The 16,131-nt window shown below is 75.2% G+C and carries 17 protein-coding genes; 8 read left to right on the plus strand and 9 right to left on the minus strand.

Features of this window, described 5'->3' with window-relative positions; genetic code table 11:
- The coding region (locus tag EF903_RS14915; RefSeq protein ID WP_399420883.1) for a PH domain-containing protein at positions 1 to 1,361 on the plus strand (1,361 nt) is incomplete at its 5' end.
- Between the two features lie 48 nt (positions 1,362 to 1,409).
- Here the strand turns inward: EF903_RS14915 and EF903_RS14920 are convergent.
- Together EF903_RS14920 and EF903_RS14925 are read right to left on the minus strand one after the other, a co-directional pair.
- Positions 1,410 to 2,084 carry a response regulator transcription factor gene (locus tag EF903_RS14920; protein ID WP_125543713.1) on the minus strand — a complete coding sequence of 225 codons (675 nt, stop codon included), beginning with the start codon at positions 2,082 to 2,084 and terminating at the stop codon, positions 1,410 to 1,412.
- 23 nt (positions 2,085 to 2,107) lie between these two features.
- A complete protein-coding gene (locus EF903_RS14925; RefSeq protein ID WP_125543714.1) occupies positions 2,108 to 3,307 on the minus strand; it encodes a sensor histidine kinase in 1,200 nt (399 codons plus the stop codon).
- Between the two features lie 106 nt (positions 3,308 to 3,413).
- Here EF903_RS14925 and EF903_RS14930 point away from each other — a divergent pair, with 106 nt between their 5' ends.
- On the plus strand, positions 3,414 to 4,388 hold the full coding sequence (locus EF903_RS14930) for an SAM-dependent methyltransferase (protein ID WP_125543715.1): 975 nt from the start codon (positions 3,414 to 3,416) through the stop codon (positions 4,386 to 4,388).
- A 108-nt stretch (positions 4,389 to 4,496) separates the two neighbouring features.
- Here EF903_RS14930 and EF903_RS14935 read toward each other — a convergent pair whose 3' ends face one another.
- Entirely contained in the window at positions 4,497 to 6,050 is a 1,554-nt protein-coding gene (locus EF903_RS14935; protein WP_125543716.1) for a M28 family metallopeptidase, read from the minus strand.
- 173 nt (positions 6,051 to 6,223) lie between these two features.
- Positions 6,224 to 7,345: a DUF5937 family protein gene (locus EF903_RS14940; protein ID WP_125543717.1), complete on the minus strand. Its 1,122-nt coding sequence runs from the start codon at positions 7,343 to 7,345 to the stop codon at positions 6,224 to 6,226.
- Between the two features lie 107 nt (positions 7,346 to 7,452).
- Between EF903_RS14940 and EF903_RS14945 the strand changes: the two genes are divergently transcribed.
- A complete protein-coding gene (locus tag EF903_RS14945) occupies positions 7,453 to 7,662 on the plus strand; it encodes a hypothetical protein (RefSeq protein ID WP_125543718.1) in 210 nt (69 codons plus the stop codon).
- Positions 7,663 to 7,701: 39 nt separating this feature from the next.
- Here EF903_RS14945 and EF903_RS14950 read toward each other — a convergent pair whose 3' ends face one another.
- Genes EF903_RS14950 through EF903_RS14970 form a run of 5 tightly spaced genes read right to left on the minus strand, consistent with a single transcriptional unit; the run spans position 7,702 to position 13,161 of the window.
- Positions 7,702 to 8,511, minus strand: coding sequence for a type III pantothenate kinase (locus EF903_RS14950; RefSeq protein WP_114053567.1), 810 nt, complete (start codon positions 8,509 to 8,511; stop codon positions 7,702 to 7,704).
- Between the two features lie 3 nt (positions 8,512 to 8,514).
- A complete protein-coding gene (gene nadC / locus EF903_RS14955) occupies positions 8,515 to 9,483 on the minus strand; it encodes a carboxylating nicotinate-nucleotide diphosphorylase (RefSeq protein ID WP_125543719.1) in 969 nt (322 codons plus the stop codon).
- Positions 9,480 to 11,213, minus strand: a complete 1,734-nt coding sequence (locus tag EF903_RS14960) for an L-aspartate oxidase (RefSeq protein WP_125543720.1) — start codon at positions 11,211 to 11,213, stop codon at positions 9,480 to 9,482. The genes nadC and EF903_RS14960 overlap by 4 nt, the downstream gene beginning before the upstream one ends.
- A complete protein-coding gene (gene panC, locus EF903_RS14965; protein ID WP_125543721.1) occupies positions 11,210 to 12,214 on the minus strand; it encodes a pantoate--beta-alanine ligase in 1,005 nt (334 codons plus the stop codon). The genes EF903_RS14960 and panC overlap by 4 nt, the downstream gene beginning before the upstream one ends.
- Positions 12,211 to 13,161 carry a Rossmann-like and DUF2520 domain-containing protein gene (locus tag EF903_RS14970; RefSeq protein WP_125543722.1) on the minus strand — a complete coding sequence of 317 codons (951 nt, stop codon included), beginning with the start codon at positions 13,159 to 13,161 and terminating at the stop codon, positions 12,211 to 12,213. Before EF903_RS14970 ends, panC begins: the two co-directional genes overlap by 4 nt.
- A 98-nt stretch (positions 13,162 to 13,259) precedes the next feature.
- Here EF903_RS14970 and EF903_RS14975 point away from each other — a divergent pair, with 98 nt between their 5' ends.
- The 5 genes from EF903_RS14975 to EF903_RS14990 form a co-directional block, all read left to right on the plus strand.
- Positions 13,260 to 14,408, plus strand: coding sequence for a low specificity L-threonine aldolase (locus EF903_RS14975; RefSeq protein ID WP_125543723.1), 1,149 nt, complete (start codon positions 13,260 to 13,262; stop codon positions 14,406 to 14,408).
- 73 nt (positions 14,409 to 14,481) lie between these two features.
- Entirely contained in the window at positions 14,482 to 14,667 is a 186-nt protein-coding gene (locus tag EF903_RS14980) for a DUF397 domain-containing protein (RefSeq protein ID WP_114053572.1), read from the plus strand.
- A 99-nt stretch (positions 14,668 to 14,766) separates the two neighbouring features.
- Positions 14,767 to 15,399: a hypothetical protein gene (locus EF903_RS14985; protein ID WP_125543724.1), complete on the plus strand. Its 633-nt coding sequence runs from the start codon at positions 14,767 to 14,769 to the stop codon at positions 15,397 to 15,399.
- A gap of 13 nt (positions 15,400 to 15,412) precedes the next feature.
- On the plus strand, positions 15,413 to 15,580 hold the full coding sequence (locus EF903_RS34075) for a hypothetical protein (RefSeq protein WP_185902668.1): 168 nt from the start codon (positions 15,413 to 15,415) through the stop codon (positions 15,578 to 15,580).
- Between the two features lie 113 nt (positions 15,581 to 15,693).
- Positions 15,694 to 16,131: BlaI/MecI/CopY family transcriptional regulator (locus tag EF903_RS14990; RefSeq protein ID WP_260615339.1), on the plus strand; the 438-nt coding region annotated here is incomplete at its 3' end.

A 16,131-nucleotide genomic window follows, 5' to 3' on the forward strand; every position in this document is an offset into this window, starting at 1 on the left:
CCTCCGGGCCGGCCGCCCCCGCGCCCGGGGATGCCGCCGTGCCCGGCGTGCCCCCGGCCGGCGGCGAGGGCGCCGAACAGAGGCTGCACGTGCTGACGCCGCTGCGCCGCGCCTGGGTGCCGATCGCCGCCACCTTCGGCATCGCCGCCCAGCAGGGCGACCGCGTCGCGGAGTGGGCCGGCGGCCTCTCCCCGGTGGCGCGGGCCGCCGTGCTCGCCGCGTTCGTCGCGTTCTTCGCCGCGTACGGCTTCCTGAGCTGGTGGTTCACCCGGTACGCGGTCACCGCCACCGAGCTGCGCATCCGCAGCGGGCTGCTCTTCCGGCGCACCGCCCACATCCGGCTCGACCGCATCCAGGCCGTGGACGTCACCCGCCCGCTGCTGGCCCGGGTGGCGGGCGTCGCCAAGCTGCGGCTCGACGTCATCGGCACCGAGGCCAAGGACGAGCTGGCCTTCCTCGACGAGCGGACGGCCTCCGCGCTGCGGGCCGAGCTGCTGGCCCGCGCCGCCGGCTTCGCGCCCGAGCAGGCCGCCGGGGTGGGAGAGGCACCGCAGCGGGAGCTGCTGCGGGTGCGGCCCCGGGACCTGGCGGTGGCGCTCGCGCTGACCCTGTCGGCCTGGGCGGCCGTACCCGCCGCGGCGGCCGCCGCCTTCGCCGTGTCGCGGTACGCCGACGGCCCGTGGGCGTTCGCCGCGCTCCTGCCCGTCCTGGCGGCGGCCTGGGCGGGTACGTTCGGCCGCTTCCTGGACGAGTACGACTGGCGGGTCGCCGAGTCCCCCGACGGGCTCCGGCTGGACCACGGCATGCTGGACCGCGCCCACGAGACCGTCCCGCCGGGGCGGGTGCAGTCCGTGCGGATCGTGGAGCCGCTGCTGTGGCGGCGGCGCGGCTGGGTCCGCGTCGAGCTGTCCGTCGCCGGGTCGAAGAACGGGGTGCTCGTCCCGGTGGCCACCCGGGCCGCGGCCCGGGAGCTGATCGCCCGGATCCTGCCGGGCGCCGACCCGGAGGCCCTGGAGTTCGCGCCCGCGCCGCGCGGCGCGGCGCGCTGGGTGGTGCCGGTGTGGTGGAAGGGGTACGCGCTGGCGGTCTCGCCGGAGGTCTTCGCGGCGCGCCGCGGCCGGCTGTGCCGCCGTACCGACATCGTCCCGCACGCCAAGGTGCAGAGCATCCGGCTCACGCAGGGCCCCTGGGAGCGGGCCCGCGGCGTGGCCGACGTCCACGTCGACCACGGGGCCTCCGGCACGGTCACCGCACGCCTGCGCGCCGCGGACGAGGCCGCCGAGCTGCTCGCCGCCCAGGCGGACCGCTCGCGGACCTCCCGGGCGGGCGCCCGCCCGGACCGCTGGATGGCCGCCGGCTGACACCGGCGGCCGCCGGCCCGGCCGGCCGACCGGCCGCGGGGCCGGCGGCTACGCGGCGCCGCCGCCGGCCCGGACCAGGCCCGACTCGTAGGCGAGGACGACGACCTGCACCCGGTCGCGCAGGTTCAGCTTGGTCAGGATCCGGCCCACGTGCGTCTTGACGGTCGCCTCCGACAGCACCAGCCGGGCCGCGATCTCGCCGTTCGACAGGCCCTGCGCCACCAGCAGCATGACCTCCCGCTCGCGCTCGGTCAGCCGCTCGATCTCCTTGTTCTGCGGCTCCTGCGTGCTGGTCGGCAGCATCGGGGCGAACCGGTCCAGGAGCCTGCGCGTCGTCGACGGCGCCACCACGGCGTCGCCGCTGTGCACCGAGCGGATCGCGGCCAGCAGCTCCGCGGGCGGCACGTCCTTCAGCATGAACCCGCTCGCGCCGGCCTTCAGCCCGGAGAAGGCGTACTCGTCCAGGTCGAAGGTGGTCAGGATGATGACCTTCGGGTGCTCGGGGGCCGCGCAGATGCGCCGCGTCGCCTCCACCCCGTCCAGGCGGGGCATGCGCACGTCCATCAGGACCACGTCCACCTTGGTGGAGCGCAGCACCTCCAGCGCCTCCAGGCCGTCGCCCGCCTCGGCGACGACCTCCATGTCGGGCTGGGCGGCGAGCACCATCCGGAAGCCCGTGCGCAGCAGCACCTGGTCGTCGACCAGCATCACTCGGATGGACATCAGTTACCTCGACCTCGTCCTCGTCAACTCTTCTTGAGCGGAAGCAGCGCGCTGATCCGGAATCCGCCGCCGGGACGCGGGCCCGCGTCCAGGGTTCCGCCGACCATACCGACCCGCTCGCGCATGCCGATCAGCCCGTGCCCGGCGCCGTCGGCGCCGCCGTCCTCGTACATCTCGTGGGCCGCGCCGCGGCCGTCGTCCTCGACGAGCAGCCCGAGGCCGTCGTCGAAGTACACCAGCCGGACGCTCGCGCTGGCGTCCGGGCCGCCGTGCTTGCGCGTGTTCGTCAGCGCCTCCTGCACGATCCGGTACGCGGTGAGCTCGACCCCGGTGGGCAGCTTGCGCGGCGCGCCCTCCACCTCGAAGTCGACGTCGAGGCCGGCCGCGCGCACCTGCTCGACGAGGACCTCGATCTGCTCCACGTCCGGCTGGGGCACGTAGTCCTCGGACTCCTGCGGCTCGCCCGTGCGCAGCACGCCCAGCAGGCGGCGCATCTCGGCGAGTGCCTGGCGCCCGGTGCCGGAGATCGTCTGGAGGGCCTCCTTGGCCTGCTCCGGGGCGACGTCCATGACGTACGCCGCCCCGTCCGCCTGGACCACCATCACCGAGACGTTGTGCGCGACGACGTCGTGCAGCTCGCGGGCGATCCGGGCGCGCTCCGCGGCCACCGCGACCTTCGCCTGGGCCTCGCGCTCCTTCTCCAGCCGCTGGTTCCGCTCGACGAGCTCGGCGTAGTAGGCGCGGCGGGTGCGCAGCGAGTCGCCGAGCACCCAGGCGAGCGCGAAGGGGACCATGGCGAACAGCGTGAACAGGACGTTCGCTGTGCTGTCGCCCTTGTCGACGGGGAAGCGCAGCGAGTACAGCGGGGCCGCGGCCAGCCCCGTGCCGAAGGCGGCCCGGGACAGGGACCGCGGGACGGCCGCCGAGGCGGCGACCGTGTAGAGGACGACGAGCATGCCGAAGTCGGCGGTGTGGATCGGGACGCCGGCCAGCAGCTGGTAGGCGCCGGCGCCGACGGCCACCGCGAACACCGCGCGGGTCCACCGGCGGCGCAGGGCGACGGCCGCGCCCATGGCGGCGACCGAGGGGACCGCGAGGAGTTTGGCGGCGGTGCCGGAGCCCGAGCCGGCGACCTCGAGCAGCGCGATCCCGCACAGGAGGACAGCCCAGAAGGTGTCGACCCCCGTGGGGTGTCTGCGGAAGAAGTCGTAGAGGCGCTGCACGTAATCAGGGTAGGAAGACGGGATAGGTGCTGGAGTCAACCACAGGGGCGATCCGTCCTCCGGACGCGTACTCCGCAAGGTGGAGGTCGAGCTTAGCCTGTGGGGGATGAGCACTCAGGGCGGACGCCGCGGCCCGGTCGGCTGGCGCGCGGCGATGGAGGCGGCGCTGTACGGGCCGGGCGGCTTCTACGTGCGCCCGGGCGGACCGGGCCCCGCCGGGCACTTCCGGACCTCCGTCCACGCGTCCCCGCTGTACGCGCGGGCCGTGGCCCGGCTGCTGTGCCGGGTCGACGGGCAGCTCGGCCGGCCGGACCGGCTGGACCTGGTCGACGTCGGCGCCGGGCGCGGGGAGCTGCTGGCCGGGGTGCTGGCGGCGCTGCCGCGGGAGACGGCCGCGCGGGTGCGCCCGTACGCGGTGGAGAAGGCGGGGCGGCCGGCCGGGCTGGACCCGCGGATCACCTGGGCGGCCGAGCCTCCGCAGGGCGCGGTGGGGCTGCTCTTCGCCAACGAGTGGCTGGACAACGTCCCCCTGGACGTGGCCGAGGGCGGGCGGTACGTCCTGGTCGGCGCGGACGGCGCAGAGACCCCGGGCGGGCCGGTGGGCGGCGCCGACCGGGAGTGGCTCGCGCGCTGGTGGCCGGGAGCGGGCCGGGCCGAGATCGGCCGGCCGCGGGACGAGGCGTGGGCGGCGGCCGTCGCGACGCTGGAGCGGGGCCTGGCCGTGGCCGTCGACTACGCGCACACCCGCGCGGCGCGGCCCCCGCACGGCACGCTGGCCGGCTTCCGGGAGGGCCGGCAGGTCCCGCCCGTGCCGGACGGCGGCTGCGACATCACCGCGCACGTCGCCCTCGACTCCTGCGCCGGGCCGGGCGCGGTGCTGCTGACCCAGCGGGAGGCGCTGGCCGCGCTCGGCGTCTCGGGGGCCCGGCCGCCGCTGGCCCTGGCCTCGTCCGACCCGGCGGCGTACGTACGGGCGCTCGCGGCGGCCGGGGAGGCGGCCGAGCTCACCGCGCGCGGCGGCCTCGGCGACTTCGGGTGGCTGGTCCAGCCGGTCGGCGTGGAGGCCTGGCCGCAGGACTGAGCGGCCTTCCGCGGACGCGCGGCGGGGCCGGGCGGTGACGTGCACCGCCCGGCCCCGCCGGACCGTTTCCGCAGGCCGGCTGCCGCCGGTGCTGCTCGGCCCCCGGTGCTACTCGGTGACCTCGTGGCCGTGGCCGTCGTGGAGGCCGCCGCCGCTGCCGGCGTCGCCGCCGGTCGGCTGCGAGACCACCGGCCGCGACAGCGGCGCCAGGTCGTGGGCGTAGTGGCCGACCGCGTCCGCGATCACGTCCACGTTGATGTCCAGGGCCTTCTGGTCGATGTTGGACAGGTCGTCACCCGCGGCGTGGTAGTTCGGGTCGTAGGCCTTGCCGGCCTCGCCGCCGAACTTCGCCGCCTGCGCCGCGGTCTTGATGCCCTCGGCGCCGGTGAAGGTGCCGCCCGAGGGGATGCCGACCTCGATGAACGGGCCGTAGTCCGAGCGGCCCGTGAAGTCGGTGCCCTCGTGCGGGATGTTCTTCGAGTCCAGGAAGTCCGTGATGCCCTTCTCCAGCTGGGCGGAGCCCTCCGGGCCCGGGCCGGCGCCGACGCCGTCGGAGTCGTCGCCGTCGTAGACGAAGTAGGCGGCGTTCGGCGAGCCGATCATGTCGAAGTTGAGGTACAGCTTGATCTGCTTCTTCTGCGCCTCGGTCAGGCCGCCGACGTACGCCTCGGAGCCGAGCAGGCCGAACTCCTCGGCCGACCACCAGGCGAACTTCACCTTGTTCTTGACCTTGTTCTGGCTGCTCGCCAGGCGCTGCGCCACCTGGAGGATGCCCGCGGAGCCCGAGCCGTTGTCGTTGATGCCCGGACCGGCCGCGACCGAGTCCAGGTGCGCGCCGAGGAAGACGGTGTTGTTCTCGTCGCCGCCCTTCGTCTCCGCGACGACGTTGAACGTCTTGCGCTGCTCGCGCAGCTCGCGGATGTCCAGGGTGACCTCGACCGGGCCCGCCGCCGCCTCGGCGGCGAGCTTCTCGCCGTCCGCCTGGGTGACGCCGCCGGTCGGGATCTTCCCGGCGGCCGGGTCGCCGAGGGTGCCGTTGAGGGCGCCGTCGGTGTTGTTGTAGATGACCGCGCCGACCGCGCCGGCCGCCGCCGCGTTGGCCTGCTTCACCGCGAAGGTGCAGCCGCCGCGCTTGACCAGGGCGATCTTTCCGGTGAAGGCGCCCGCCGCGAAGTCGCCGGGCTCGCAGCCGTTGGTGCCGTCGGCGTCGACGGGAGCCGCGGCGAGCTGTGCCGTGACGCCGCCCTCGGGGCCGCTCGCGGTGTACGTCATCAGGTGGATGGGCACGTCGCGGCCGTTCGCGCCGTTCACCTTCAGGGATTCCGCGACCGTCTCGACGTACGTGAATTCGAACTCGTTGCGCGAGACGTTGTAGCCGGCGTTCCGGAGCACCGATTCCACGTACTGGGCGGACTGCACGTGCCCCTTGGAGCCGGCCGCGCGGTGCCCGTTGTTGTAGTCGGCGATCGACTGGAAGACCTTCAGGTGGTTGTAGGCGCCCTTGCCGGTCGAGTCCTTGACCAGCTTCCTGGCCAGTGCGTCGGCACGGGCGGCGTCGCTCTGCGGGCTGGTCGCCCCGGCCGGTCCGGCCAGGAGCAGGGGGGAGGCGAGGGCGGCGGCGGCCAGGGCGGCGGTCGCGGCAGCTATACGGCGTGACGGCATGAAGGTCCTTCCACGACGGGTGCGAGCGGACACACGGAAGCGAAACGCGCTACGTGGGGGGAGTGGTGGACGCACGTTATAGACGGGGAGGCGGATCTGGCCAGAGTTTTCACTGATTCCGGTTTGTGAATTCCATATATCGGTACATCCGTATGGTTCGAAACCGGCCGTCTCTACCGCAGGACGCCCTCGATGAAGTCGGGTCCGATCCGGGCAACCGCCCCCAGATCCAACTGGTGCTGCGCATATCGCCCCTGACGGCGCGTATGCAGCAGACCCGCCTTCTTCAGGGCCGAAAGGTGCCGGGACACCTCCGGAGGGGTGATGCCGTGGACCCGCGCCAGCTCGCTCGTCGTGTACGGAGCCCGGGCCAGACTCCGGCACAGCATCATCCGCATGGGGTGCGCCAGTGCCTCCATTCGGCGCACGAGCGTCTCGACCGAGCCGGGGGAGGGCAGTTCGGGCCGGCGCACCGGGTAGTGGACGACCGGCCGCCAGCCGGGGGCGTGCAGCACGAGCAGGTGGGGCCAGCCGAAGTGCGTGGGTACGAACACCAGTCCGGGGCCCATCCGGGGATCGGTCGCGGTCGCGGTGCCGTGCACCATCTTGTCCGCGGTGATGACGGTCCGCTCCGGATCGAGGCTCAGGGCGCCGGAGACCTCCGCCAGCGCGGCCGCCAGCCCCTTGCGGCGCAGCACCTCCGCCTTGTGCCGCGCGTCCGCGGCCTGCTCGGGCCCCACCCGGCGCCACGTCTGCGCGAAGAACGCCTCGTCGCAGTCCTCCAGCAGCCGCCGCAGCCACACCCGTACGCCCGCGGTGTCGTCCAGCAGCCGCAGCGAGAACTCCAGCCGGCCGGGCCCGCGCGCCGCGGCCGTCTCCAGCACCCGGGCCCGCGCCCCCGCGTCGGTCAGCGGGGACGGCCCGCCGCCCTCGTTGTACAGCGCCAGCCAGCAGTGCTCCAGGGCGGCCGTCACGAACCGCTCGTCGTCCATCCGGTCGAGGACGTCGAGTTCCTCGGCGAGCGTCGCCGCGGGCAGGCCGGAGCCGCCGGGGATCCCCGCGAAGGCCATGAATATGTCGGAGAACGAGCTGCGCCACATGAAGTCGCCCTCCAGCAGCCGGTCCGCGATGCACGGGTCGAGGCCGGCGGCCGTGGCGGCCGTCCAGGACGCCAGCTCCGGGTGGTGGGCGGGCTGGGACAGCGCGTGCAGGGCCATGCACAGCTCGGCGAGCGGGGAGGGCGCGAACGCGATGCGCTCGTCGGGGAGGCCGGCGATGTCGATGGTGACGCTCATCGGGCCATTCTGGCCCTCAACCGCCCCTGACCAGGCAGGACCCCGGTCGATTGACGGCACTTGCCAATCGTCGTGCGGTCCGGCCCGGGCGGGTCCAGGGTGGAGGGATGACAGCGATCGAGCAGTACCTCATCGACACGTACCGGGCGGCCCGGCACCACGAGGCCCCGCCCCCGCCGCCGGGCCGCCACGACGCCGCCGTCGTCCGCGCGGCCCGTACGTACGCCCGGTTCCAGGCGGTCGTCGACGGCCGCGCGGCACAGCACCCCTGGCGCGCGGCCGTCCGCCGCCTGCTGACCCGCCCGCGGCCCTGCTGACGGCGGGGCCGCGGGCCGGGCCCGCCGGTCGCGGGCCCGTCAGCCGAAGTTCGGGGCGTTACGCTCGTAGACCAGGCGCAGCCCCACCAGGGTGAGCCACGGCTGGTGGTCGTCGATCACCGACGACTCGCCCAGCACCATCGGAGCCAGACCGCCGGTCGCGATGACGCGCACGTCGTCCGGGTCGCCGTGCGGGCCGGCCAGCTCGCGCGCCATCCGGGTCACGACACCGTCCACCTGGCCCGCGAACCCGTACACCACGCCCGACTGCATCGCCTCGACGGTGGACTTGCCGATCACGTGCCGCGGCCGGGCCAGCTCGATCTTGCGGAGCTGCGCCCCGCGCACGCCGAGCGCCTCCATCGAGATCTCTATGCCCGGGGCGATCACCCCGCCGACGTACTCGCCGCGGGCCGACACCGCGTCGAAGGTGGTCGCGGTGCCGAAGTCCACCACGATCGCGGGCCCGCCGTAGAGCTCGACGGCCGCGACCGCGTTGATGATGCGGTCCGCGCCGACCTCCTTGGGGTTGTCCATCAGGATCGGCACGCCCGTCTTGATGCCGGGCTCGACCAGCACCGCCGGGACGTCGCCGTAGTAGCGGCGGGTCACCTCGCGCAGCTCGTGCAGCACCGACGGCACCGTCGAGCAGATCGCGATGCCGTGGATGCCGTCGCCGAGCTCGCTGCCCAGCATCGGGTGCGTGCCCATCAGGCCCTGCATCAGGACGGCCATCTCGTCGGCCGTGCGGCGCGGGTCGGTGGAGATCCGCCAGTGCTCGACGATCTCCTCCCCGTCGAAGAGGCCGAGCACCGTGTGGGTGTTGCCCACGTCGATGGTGAGCAGCACCGGTTACACCGCCTCGCGCAGGTCGAGGCCGATGTCGAGGATGGGCGAGGAGTGGGTCAGCGCGCCCACCGCGAGGTAGTCGACGCCCGTCTCGGCGTACGCGCGGGCGGTGTCCAGGGTGAGCCGGCCGGAGGACTCCAGGACGGCCCGGCCGGCCACGAGGGTGACGGCCTCCTCGGTCTCGGGCACCGTGAAGTTGTCCAGCAGGATCAGGTCGGCGCCCGCGTCGAGGACCTCGCGGACCTGGTGCATCGTGTCGACCTCGACCTCGATCGGCACCTCCGGGAAGGCCTCGCGCACGGCCCGGAACGCCTCCGCGACGCCGCCCGCGGCGACGACGTGGTTGTCCTTGACCAGCGCGGCGTCCGACAGCGACATGCGGTGGTTGACGCCGCCGCCGCAGCGGACCGCGTACTTCTCCAGGGAGCGCAGGCCCGGCGTCGTCTTGCGGGTGTCGCGGACCTTCGCCTTCGTGCCCTCCAGGACGTCCGCCCAGCGGCGGGTGGCCGTCGCGATCCCGGACAGCCGGCACACGATGTTCAGGGCGCTGCGCTCGGCCGTCAGCAGGTCCCGGGTGCGGGCCCGCACCGACAGCAGCACGTCGCCCTTCTTCACCGCGTCGCCGTCCTCGGCGTGCCGCTCGACCTCGAAGGACTCGGTGCAGACGACGGAGAAGACGGCCTCGGCGATCCGCAGGCCGGCCACGACGCCGTCCTCGCGGGCGACGAAGTCGGCCACGGCCTCGGCGTCCTCGGGCACGGTCGCGACCGTGGTGACGTCCTCGCCGCCGTCGAGGTCCTCGGCCAGCGCCATGTGGGCGATGTCCTCGACCTCGACCGGGTCCAGCCCGGCGTCGGCCAGCAGCTGGGCCAGCGCCGGGTCCAAGCCGCTCTCCTCGCCGTCGCCGCAGCCGCAGCCGTCGCCGCAGCCGCCTTCGTTCTGCTCGATCAGGGGGAGTTCGGGGGTGCTCACGTTGACTGCTCCTGGCTCAGGGGGTGCTGTACGGACGGGAAGTCCGCGGAGTCGGTGGTGGTGACGACGAGGGCCCGCTTCTCGGTGGCGGACAGCCTGACGACGAGGTGGCGGCGCCAGGCGGCGTCGTCGCGCTCGGGGAAGTCCTCGCGCCAGTGGCAGCCGCGGGTCTCCTCGCGCCGCAGCGCGGCGGCGACCAGGACCCGGGCCACGCACAGCAGGTTCGTGGCCTCCCAGGTCTCGGTGCCCGGCACGGCGGTCTTGCCGTCGGCCTCCTGGGCCGACAGCGCGGTGGCGTACAGGTCCTCCAGGGCGGCGGCGGCCCGGCGCAGCGACTCGGCGGAGCGGAGCACGCCCGCCCCCTCGGTCATGATGCGCTGGACCTCCTGGCGCGCCTCGGCGGGCTGGAGCGGGCCGGTGGAGGGGACCGGGATGCCCGGGCCGGTGCCGGCGGGCCGCGTGAGGGCGATGTCCTCGGCGATCCGCTCGGCGAAGACCAGGCCCTCCAGCAGCGAGTTGGAGGCCAGCCTGTTCGCGCCGTGGACTCCGGTGCAGGCGACCTCGCCGCACGCGTACAGGCCGGGCACGGTGGTGCGGCCGTGCAGGTCGGTGCGGACGCCGCCGGAGGCGTAGTGCGCGGCGGGCGCGACCGGGATCGGCTCCGTCACCGGGTCGATGCCGTGGGCGCGGCAGGCGGCGAGGATCGTCGGGAAGCGCTGCTCCCACATCTCGGCGCCGAAGTGCCGGGCGTCCAGGTACATGTGCTGCGCGCCCTGCTCCTGCATGCGGCGCATGATGCCCTTGGCGACGATGTCGCGGGGCGCGAGCTCGGCCAGCTCGTGCGCGCCGACCATGAAGCGGACGCCGTCGGCGTCGACGAGGTGCGCGCCCTCGCCGCGGACCGCCTCCGACACGAGCGGCTGCTGGCCCTCCGCGTCGGGCCCCAGGAAGAGCACGGTCGGGTGGAACTGGACGAACTCCAGGTCGGAGACCTCGGCTCCGGCGCGCAGCGCGAGCGCGACGCCGTCGCCGGTGGACACCGACGGGTTGGTGGTCGCGGAGAACACCTGGCCCATGCCGCCGGTCGCGAGGATCACGGCGGGCGCGTGGACGGCGCCGACACCGTCGTGCTGGCCCTCGCCCATGACGTGCAGGGTCACGCCGGCGGTGCGGCCCTCGGCGTCCTGGAGCAGGTCCAGGACCAGGGCGTTCTCCACGGTGCGGATCCCCGCCGCGTGGACGGCCTCGACGAGCGCCCGGGAGATCTCCGCGCCCGTGGCGTCGCCGCCGGCGTGCGCGATGCGGCGCCGGTGGTGGCCGCCCTCGCGGGTCAGCTCGATCTCGCCGGTCTCCGCGGACGTGTCGAAGCGGGCCCCGGAGGCGATCAGGCGCCGCACGGCGTCCGGCCCCTCGGTGACCAGCAGCCGCACCGCCTCCCCGTCGCACAGTCCGGCGCCCGCGACGAGGGTGTCGTCCAGGTGCTGCTCCGGGGTGTCGCCCTCGCCGAGGGCGGCCGCGATGCCGCCCTGGGCCCACCGGGTGGAGCCGTCGTCCAGCCGGGCCTTGGTGACGACGACGGTGCTGCGGCCCGCGGCGGCGCAGCGCAGGGCGGCGGTCAGGCCGGCCACGCCGGAGCCGACGACCACGACGTCGGCGTCGAGGGCCCAGCCGGGTGCGGGCGCGTGCAGCCGTATGCCGGTGCCGGCGGGGGCTGCGCCAGGGGTGCTCACGAGTGTGCTCCGAACTCCAATGGGATGTTGTCGATCAGCCGGGTGGCGCCGACCTTCGCGGCGACGGCCAGCACGGCCCGCCCGGTGAAGTCCGGGCCGACGTCGGTGAAGTCCTCCGGGTCCACCAGGGCCAGGTAGTCCAGCACCAGCGGCGGGTCCAGCCGCCCCGCCTCCTCCAGCACGTGCAGCGACGCGGCGCGCACGGCGTCGGGCAGGCCGGTCCCCGCGGCGGACACGGCGTGCGCGTCGGCGGAGGCCCGGATCTCCCCGAGCCTGGCGAGGGCGGTGGCCCGCTCGTCGCTGGCGGGGGAGGCCTCGGCGCGGGCGCGCAGCGCGGCCTGTGCGGCGAGCCGGTCCCGGCCCGCGAACAGGGCCCGGGACAGGGCGAGCGCGGTGCGCCGCTCCGCCGCGTTCAGATAGCGGTTGCGGGAGGACAGGGCGAGCCCGTCCTCCTCGCGGACGGTCGGCACGCCGACGATCTCGACGGGGAAGTTCAGGTCGGTCGCCATCCGCCGGATCAGCGCGAGCTGCTGGGCGTCCTTCTGCCCGAAGAGGGCCAGGTCGGGGCGGGTGAGGTGGAGCAGCTTGGCGACGACGGTGAGCATCCCGTCGAAGTGCCCGGGCCGGGTGGCGCCCTCCAGCCGCCCGCCCATGGGCCCGGAGCTGATCCGGACCTGCGGCGCGCCGCCGGGGTAGACCTCCTCCACGGCCGGGGCGAACACGGCGTCGGCGCCGGCCTCCCGGGCCAGGACGAGGTCGGCCTCCAGGGTGCGCGGGTAGCGGTCGAGGTCCTCGTTCGCGCCGAACTGGAGCGGGTTGACGAAGACGGTGACCACGACCTGCCCCTCGGGCCCGGCCTGCTCGCGCGCGGTGCGGACCAGGGTCGCGTGGCCCTCGTGGAGGGCGCCCATGGTCATGACGACGGCCCGCGGGCCGGAGCCCGCCCGCGGCAGCTTGGCCAGCTCCTCGGCGGTGTCGATCAGCAGCAGGTCGCGGCTCACCGGCCGTCGCTCCCTTCGGCGCCGCCCGCGGCGTCGGCGCTGTCCGCGAGGACCCCCAGCAGGTCCTCGGCGAGTTCGGGCCTCAGCAGCCCGTGGGCCAGTGCCCGGTCGGCCGTCGTACGGGCCATCGCCAGGTATCCGGCGACCGTGCCCGGGGCGTGCTTGCGCAGCTCCGAGACGTGCGCGGCGACCGTGCCGGCGTCACCGCGGGCCACCGGACCGGTCAGCGCGGCGTCGCCCGAGCGCAGGGCGTTGTCCAGGGCGGCGCCCAGCAGCGGGCCGAGCATCCGGTCCGGGTGCTCCACGCCGGCCTTGCGCAGCAGCTCCATCGCCTGCGCGACCAGCGTGACGAGGTGGTTCGCGCCGAGGGCCAGGCCCGCGTGGTACAGCGGGCGCGCCTCCTCCGCGATCCACTCCGGCTCGCCGCCCATCTCGATGACCAGCGCCTCCGCGGCGAGCCGCAGCTCCTCGGGGGCGGTGACGCCGAAGGAGCAGCCGGCGAGCCGCTGGACGTCGACCTCGGTGCCGGTGAAGGTCATCGCCGGGTGCAGGGCCAGCGGGAGCGCGCCCGCGCGGCGGGCCGGGTCCAGGACGGCGGCCCCGTACCGGCCGGAGGTGTGCACGAGGAGCTGCCCGGGCCGGACGGCGCCGGTCTCGGCGAGGCCCTGCACGAGCCCGGGCAGGGCGTCGTCGGGGACGGTCAGCAGCACCAGGTCGGCCAGCTCCAGCACCCGCGCGGGCGGGACGAGCGGCACGCCGGGCAGCATCCGCTCCGCGCGGCGGCGGGAGGCGTCGGAGACGCCGGAGACGGCGACGGGCCGGTGGCCGGCCAGCCGGAGGGCGCAGGCCAGCGCGGGGCCGACCCGGCCGGCCCCGACGACGCCGACGGACAGCCGGGCGGGCCGGGCGGACGGATCCGGGGGTTCCGTCGGATGGGGTGCGTTCACGCGGGAAGGGCCTTCCGTTCCAGTCCGCGGGGGGTACCGGACGATACGCCGCCATGCTAGCCCCTGGCCGCCGGGCGCGATCAGGGATGATCTGGGCCATGACGGATGACATCGAGCGGGCGAACCGGCTGGTGGCGGCCGCCCGCACCGCGCGGCGCACTCTGTGGCGCGGTGTACGGGAGGCCACGGTCGGCGAGCTGCTCGCCGGCCTGGCCGCACCCGACCCCGACGAGCCGGCGGACCTGTACGGCGACGGGGTCGTCGCCCGGCTGGAGGAGCGCGTGGCGCAGCTGCTCGGCATGGAGGCCGCCGCGTTCTTCCCCTCCGGGACCATGGCCCAGCAGGTCGCCCTGCGCTGCTGGGCCGGCCGCACCGGCAGCCCGGTCGTGGCCCTGCACCCGATGAGCCACCCCGAGGTGTGGGAGGGCGGGGCCCTGTCGCTGGTCTCCGGGCTGCGCACGGTCCACCCGACGCGGGAGCCGCGCCAGCCGACCGCCGAGGAGGTCGCCGGGCTGGCGGAGCCGTTCGGGACGCTGGTGCTGGAGCTGCCGCTGCGCGACGCGGGCTTCCTGCTGCCGACCTGGGAGGAGCTCGAAGGGCTCGTCGGCGCCGCCCGCGAACGGGACGCGGTGGTCCACTTCGACGGGGCCCGGCTGTGGGAGTCCACCGTCCGCTTCGGCCGCCCGCTGCCCGAGATCGCCGGACTCGCCGACTCCGTCTACGTGTCCTTCTACAAGTCGCTGGGCGGGCTCAGCGGGGCGGCCCTCGCCGGGCCCGCCGCGCTGGTGGAGGAGGCCAGGGTGTGGCGCCACCGCTACGGCGGCCAGGTCTTCCGCCAGTTCCCGCAAGCCCTCTCCGCGCTCGCCGGACTGGAGCGGGAGCTGCCCCGGCTGCCCGAGTACGTCGCCCGTGCGCGGACCGTCGCACAGGCCCTGCGGGAGGGCTTCGCCGCCGCCGGGACGCCCTGGTTCCGGATCCACCCCGAGGAGCCGCACACCCACCAGTTCCAGGTGTGGCTGCCGTACGCGGCGGACCTCCTGACCGACGCGGGGATCCGGCTCGCGGAGGAGACCGGCACGATGCTGTTCCGCGGCTGGTCGCCGGGGCCCGTGCCCGGCCTGTCCGTCACGGAGGTGGAGGTGGGCGCTCCCGGCCTGGAGTGGAGCGCCGAGGACGTCGTCCGCGCCGCGAGCGCCTTCGCCACCCGCCTGGAACCGGCCACGACGCACCGAATTCGGCCGAAGTAGCCGAACGGGGCCCGCCCCGGAGTTACCGTCCCACCACGGGAAGTACCAGCCCGTCCCTCGGAGGAGAGACCACATGACCGCTCACCCCGCCTGGCAGAAGTCCTCGTACTGCGGCGACGGCGATGCCTGCGTCTACGTGTCCGCCGCCCCCGGCCACCTGGTGCGCGTCGCCGACCTGAGCGACCCGGCGCACCTCGTCCTCGCCACCACGCAGGCCGCGTGGGCCGACTTCCTGCGGGCCGTCAAGGAGCACGGCTGACGCGGGGCCGCCGGCCCGGGGCCGCGGGCCCTGCCCCGCCGCCGCGCCGCAAACGCGACGATCAGGGGATTTTGTCCGATTAGCGCGTATCTTCGGCGCATGCCCACGCCCTACGGAACCCGCGGCGGCATGGCGTTCAGCGCCGCCGAGCTGCGCGTGCTCAGGCGCACCCTCGCCCGTGCCCTCCAGCCCTCACCGGCCCCGCCGACGGCCGCCGAGGTCCAGGACTGCCTGCACCTCGCCCAGGCGGTGGACGACGCGGTCCGCGAGGCGGGCCGGCACAGAGCGTTCCTCCTCGCCGACCTCGACCGCTACCGCAGCGCCCTGCCCGGCAGCCGCTCCGGCTACCTGGGGCTCCTCGCGGACGCCCTCGCCGCCGGCTGCGAGCCGCTCCCCGAGGATCTGGACGCCCTGCGCGGCCTGCGCCCGCACCCGGCCGCCGAGGCGCTGCTGGAGCGGCTCCGCACCGCGGACGAGCCGCCCCCGTCGCGCCGCAGGCCGGTCCTCGGCCCGCCGCGCACCCGGCTGCTGGCCCTGGCCGGCGGCCGGGAGGGCGGCGGCCAGGAGCCGCCGCGGCCCAAGCCCGGTCCGAAGGAGCCGGCGCGGCCCCAGCGTCCCGCGGAGCGCCCGGGCGAGCGGCCCGCGCAGCGGCCCGTGCCGACCCCCGGCGAGGTGTTCCCGCCGCGCCGCAGGCCGACCCCGCCCCCGGCGGCGGGCCGGGCCGCCGGGTAGCTACGCTGGGGGCATGGACTACGTTTCCGCGCTCCTTCCCCCCGTCGTCATGGCCGCGTTCTTCATCGCCCTCGTCGTGACGATCGTGAAGAGCCAGGGCGGCGCCAACAAGGCGAAGGAGGACGCGGCCGTCGACGCCGCGCTCTCCCGCGCCGAGTCCGCCCGGCAGTCGCAGCCCTGACGGGCCGAGCACCACCCGGGCGTACGGCCTTCCGGCCGTGCGCCCGATTTTTGTGCCGCCTTTTCCGCGCGCATGACCGGGCAATTCCGTACATTCCGCACTATCGTGCAGGTGTGCCCCGGCCCTTGGGAGAACTCGAAGACGCCGTCATGACGCGGGTGTGGCAGTGGAACCGCCCCGTCACGGTGCGGGAAGTCCTGGAAGACCTCCAGCAGGAACGGTCCATCGCCTACACCACGGTCATGACCGTCATGGACAACCTCCACCAGAAGGGCTGGGTCCGCCGCGAGTCCGAGGGCCGCGCCTACCGGTACACGGCCGTCTCGACCCGGGCCGCCTACTCCGCCGCCCTCATGAACGAGGCCTGGTCGACCAGCGACAGCCCCGCCGCCGCCCTGGTCGCCTTCTTCGGCATGATGTCCGCCGAGCAGCGCGAGGCCCTCCGCGACGCCATCCGCATCGTCCAGCACGACGACGAGGCGGCCGCCGAACCGGCCCCGCAGCCCCCGGCCGCCTCGTCGTCGTGCTGGACGATGCGGATGGCGTCGCGG

The sequence above is a fragment of the Streptomyces sp. WAC05292 genome (assembly GCF_003949955.1).
Lineage (GTDB): Bacteria > Actinomycetota > Actinomycetes > Streptomycetales > Streptomycetaceae > Streptomyces > Streptomyces globosus.

Coding starts and splice junctions, on each gene's coding strand:
- EF903_RS14920 (WP_125543713.1), bottom strand. CDS start 2,084: ATGTCCATCCGAGTGATGCTGGTCGACGACCAGGTGCTGCTGCGCACG.
- EF903_RS14930 (WP_125543715.1), top strand. CDS start 3,414: ATGAGCACTCAGGGCGGACGCCGCGGCCCGGTCGGCTGGCGCGCGGCG.
- EF903_RS14935 (WP_125543716.1), bottom strand. CDS start 6,050: ATGCCGTCACGCCGTATAGCTGCCGCGACCGCCGCCCTGGCCGCCGCC.
- EF903_RS14940 (WP_125543717.1), bottom strand. CDS start 7,345: ATGAGCGTCACCATCGACATCGCCGGCCTCCCCGACGAGCGCATCGCG.
- EF903_RS14945 (WP_125543718.1), top strand. CDS start 7,453: ATGACAGCGATCGAGCAGTACCTCATCGACACGTACCGGGCGGCCCGG.
- EF903_RS14975 (WP_125543723.1), top strand. CDS start 13,260: ATGACGGATGACATCGAGCGGGCGAACCGGCTGGTGGCGGCCGCCCGC.
- EF903_RS14980 (WP_114053572.1), top strand. CDS start 14,482: ATGACCGCTCACCCCGCCTGGCAGAAGTCCTCGTACTGCGGCGACGGC.
- EF903_RS14985 (WP_125543724.1), top strand. CDS start 14,767: ATGCCCACGCCCTACGGAACCCGCGGCGGCATGGCGTTCAGCGCCGCC.
- EF903_RS34075 (WP_185902668.1), top strand. CDS start 15,413: ATGGACTACGTTTCCGCGCTCCTTCCCCCCGTCGTCATGGCCGCGTTC.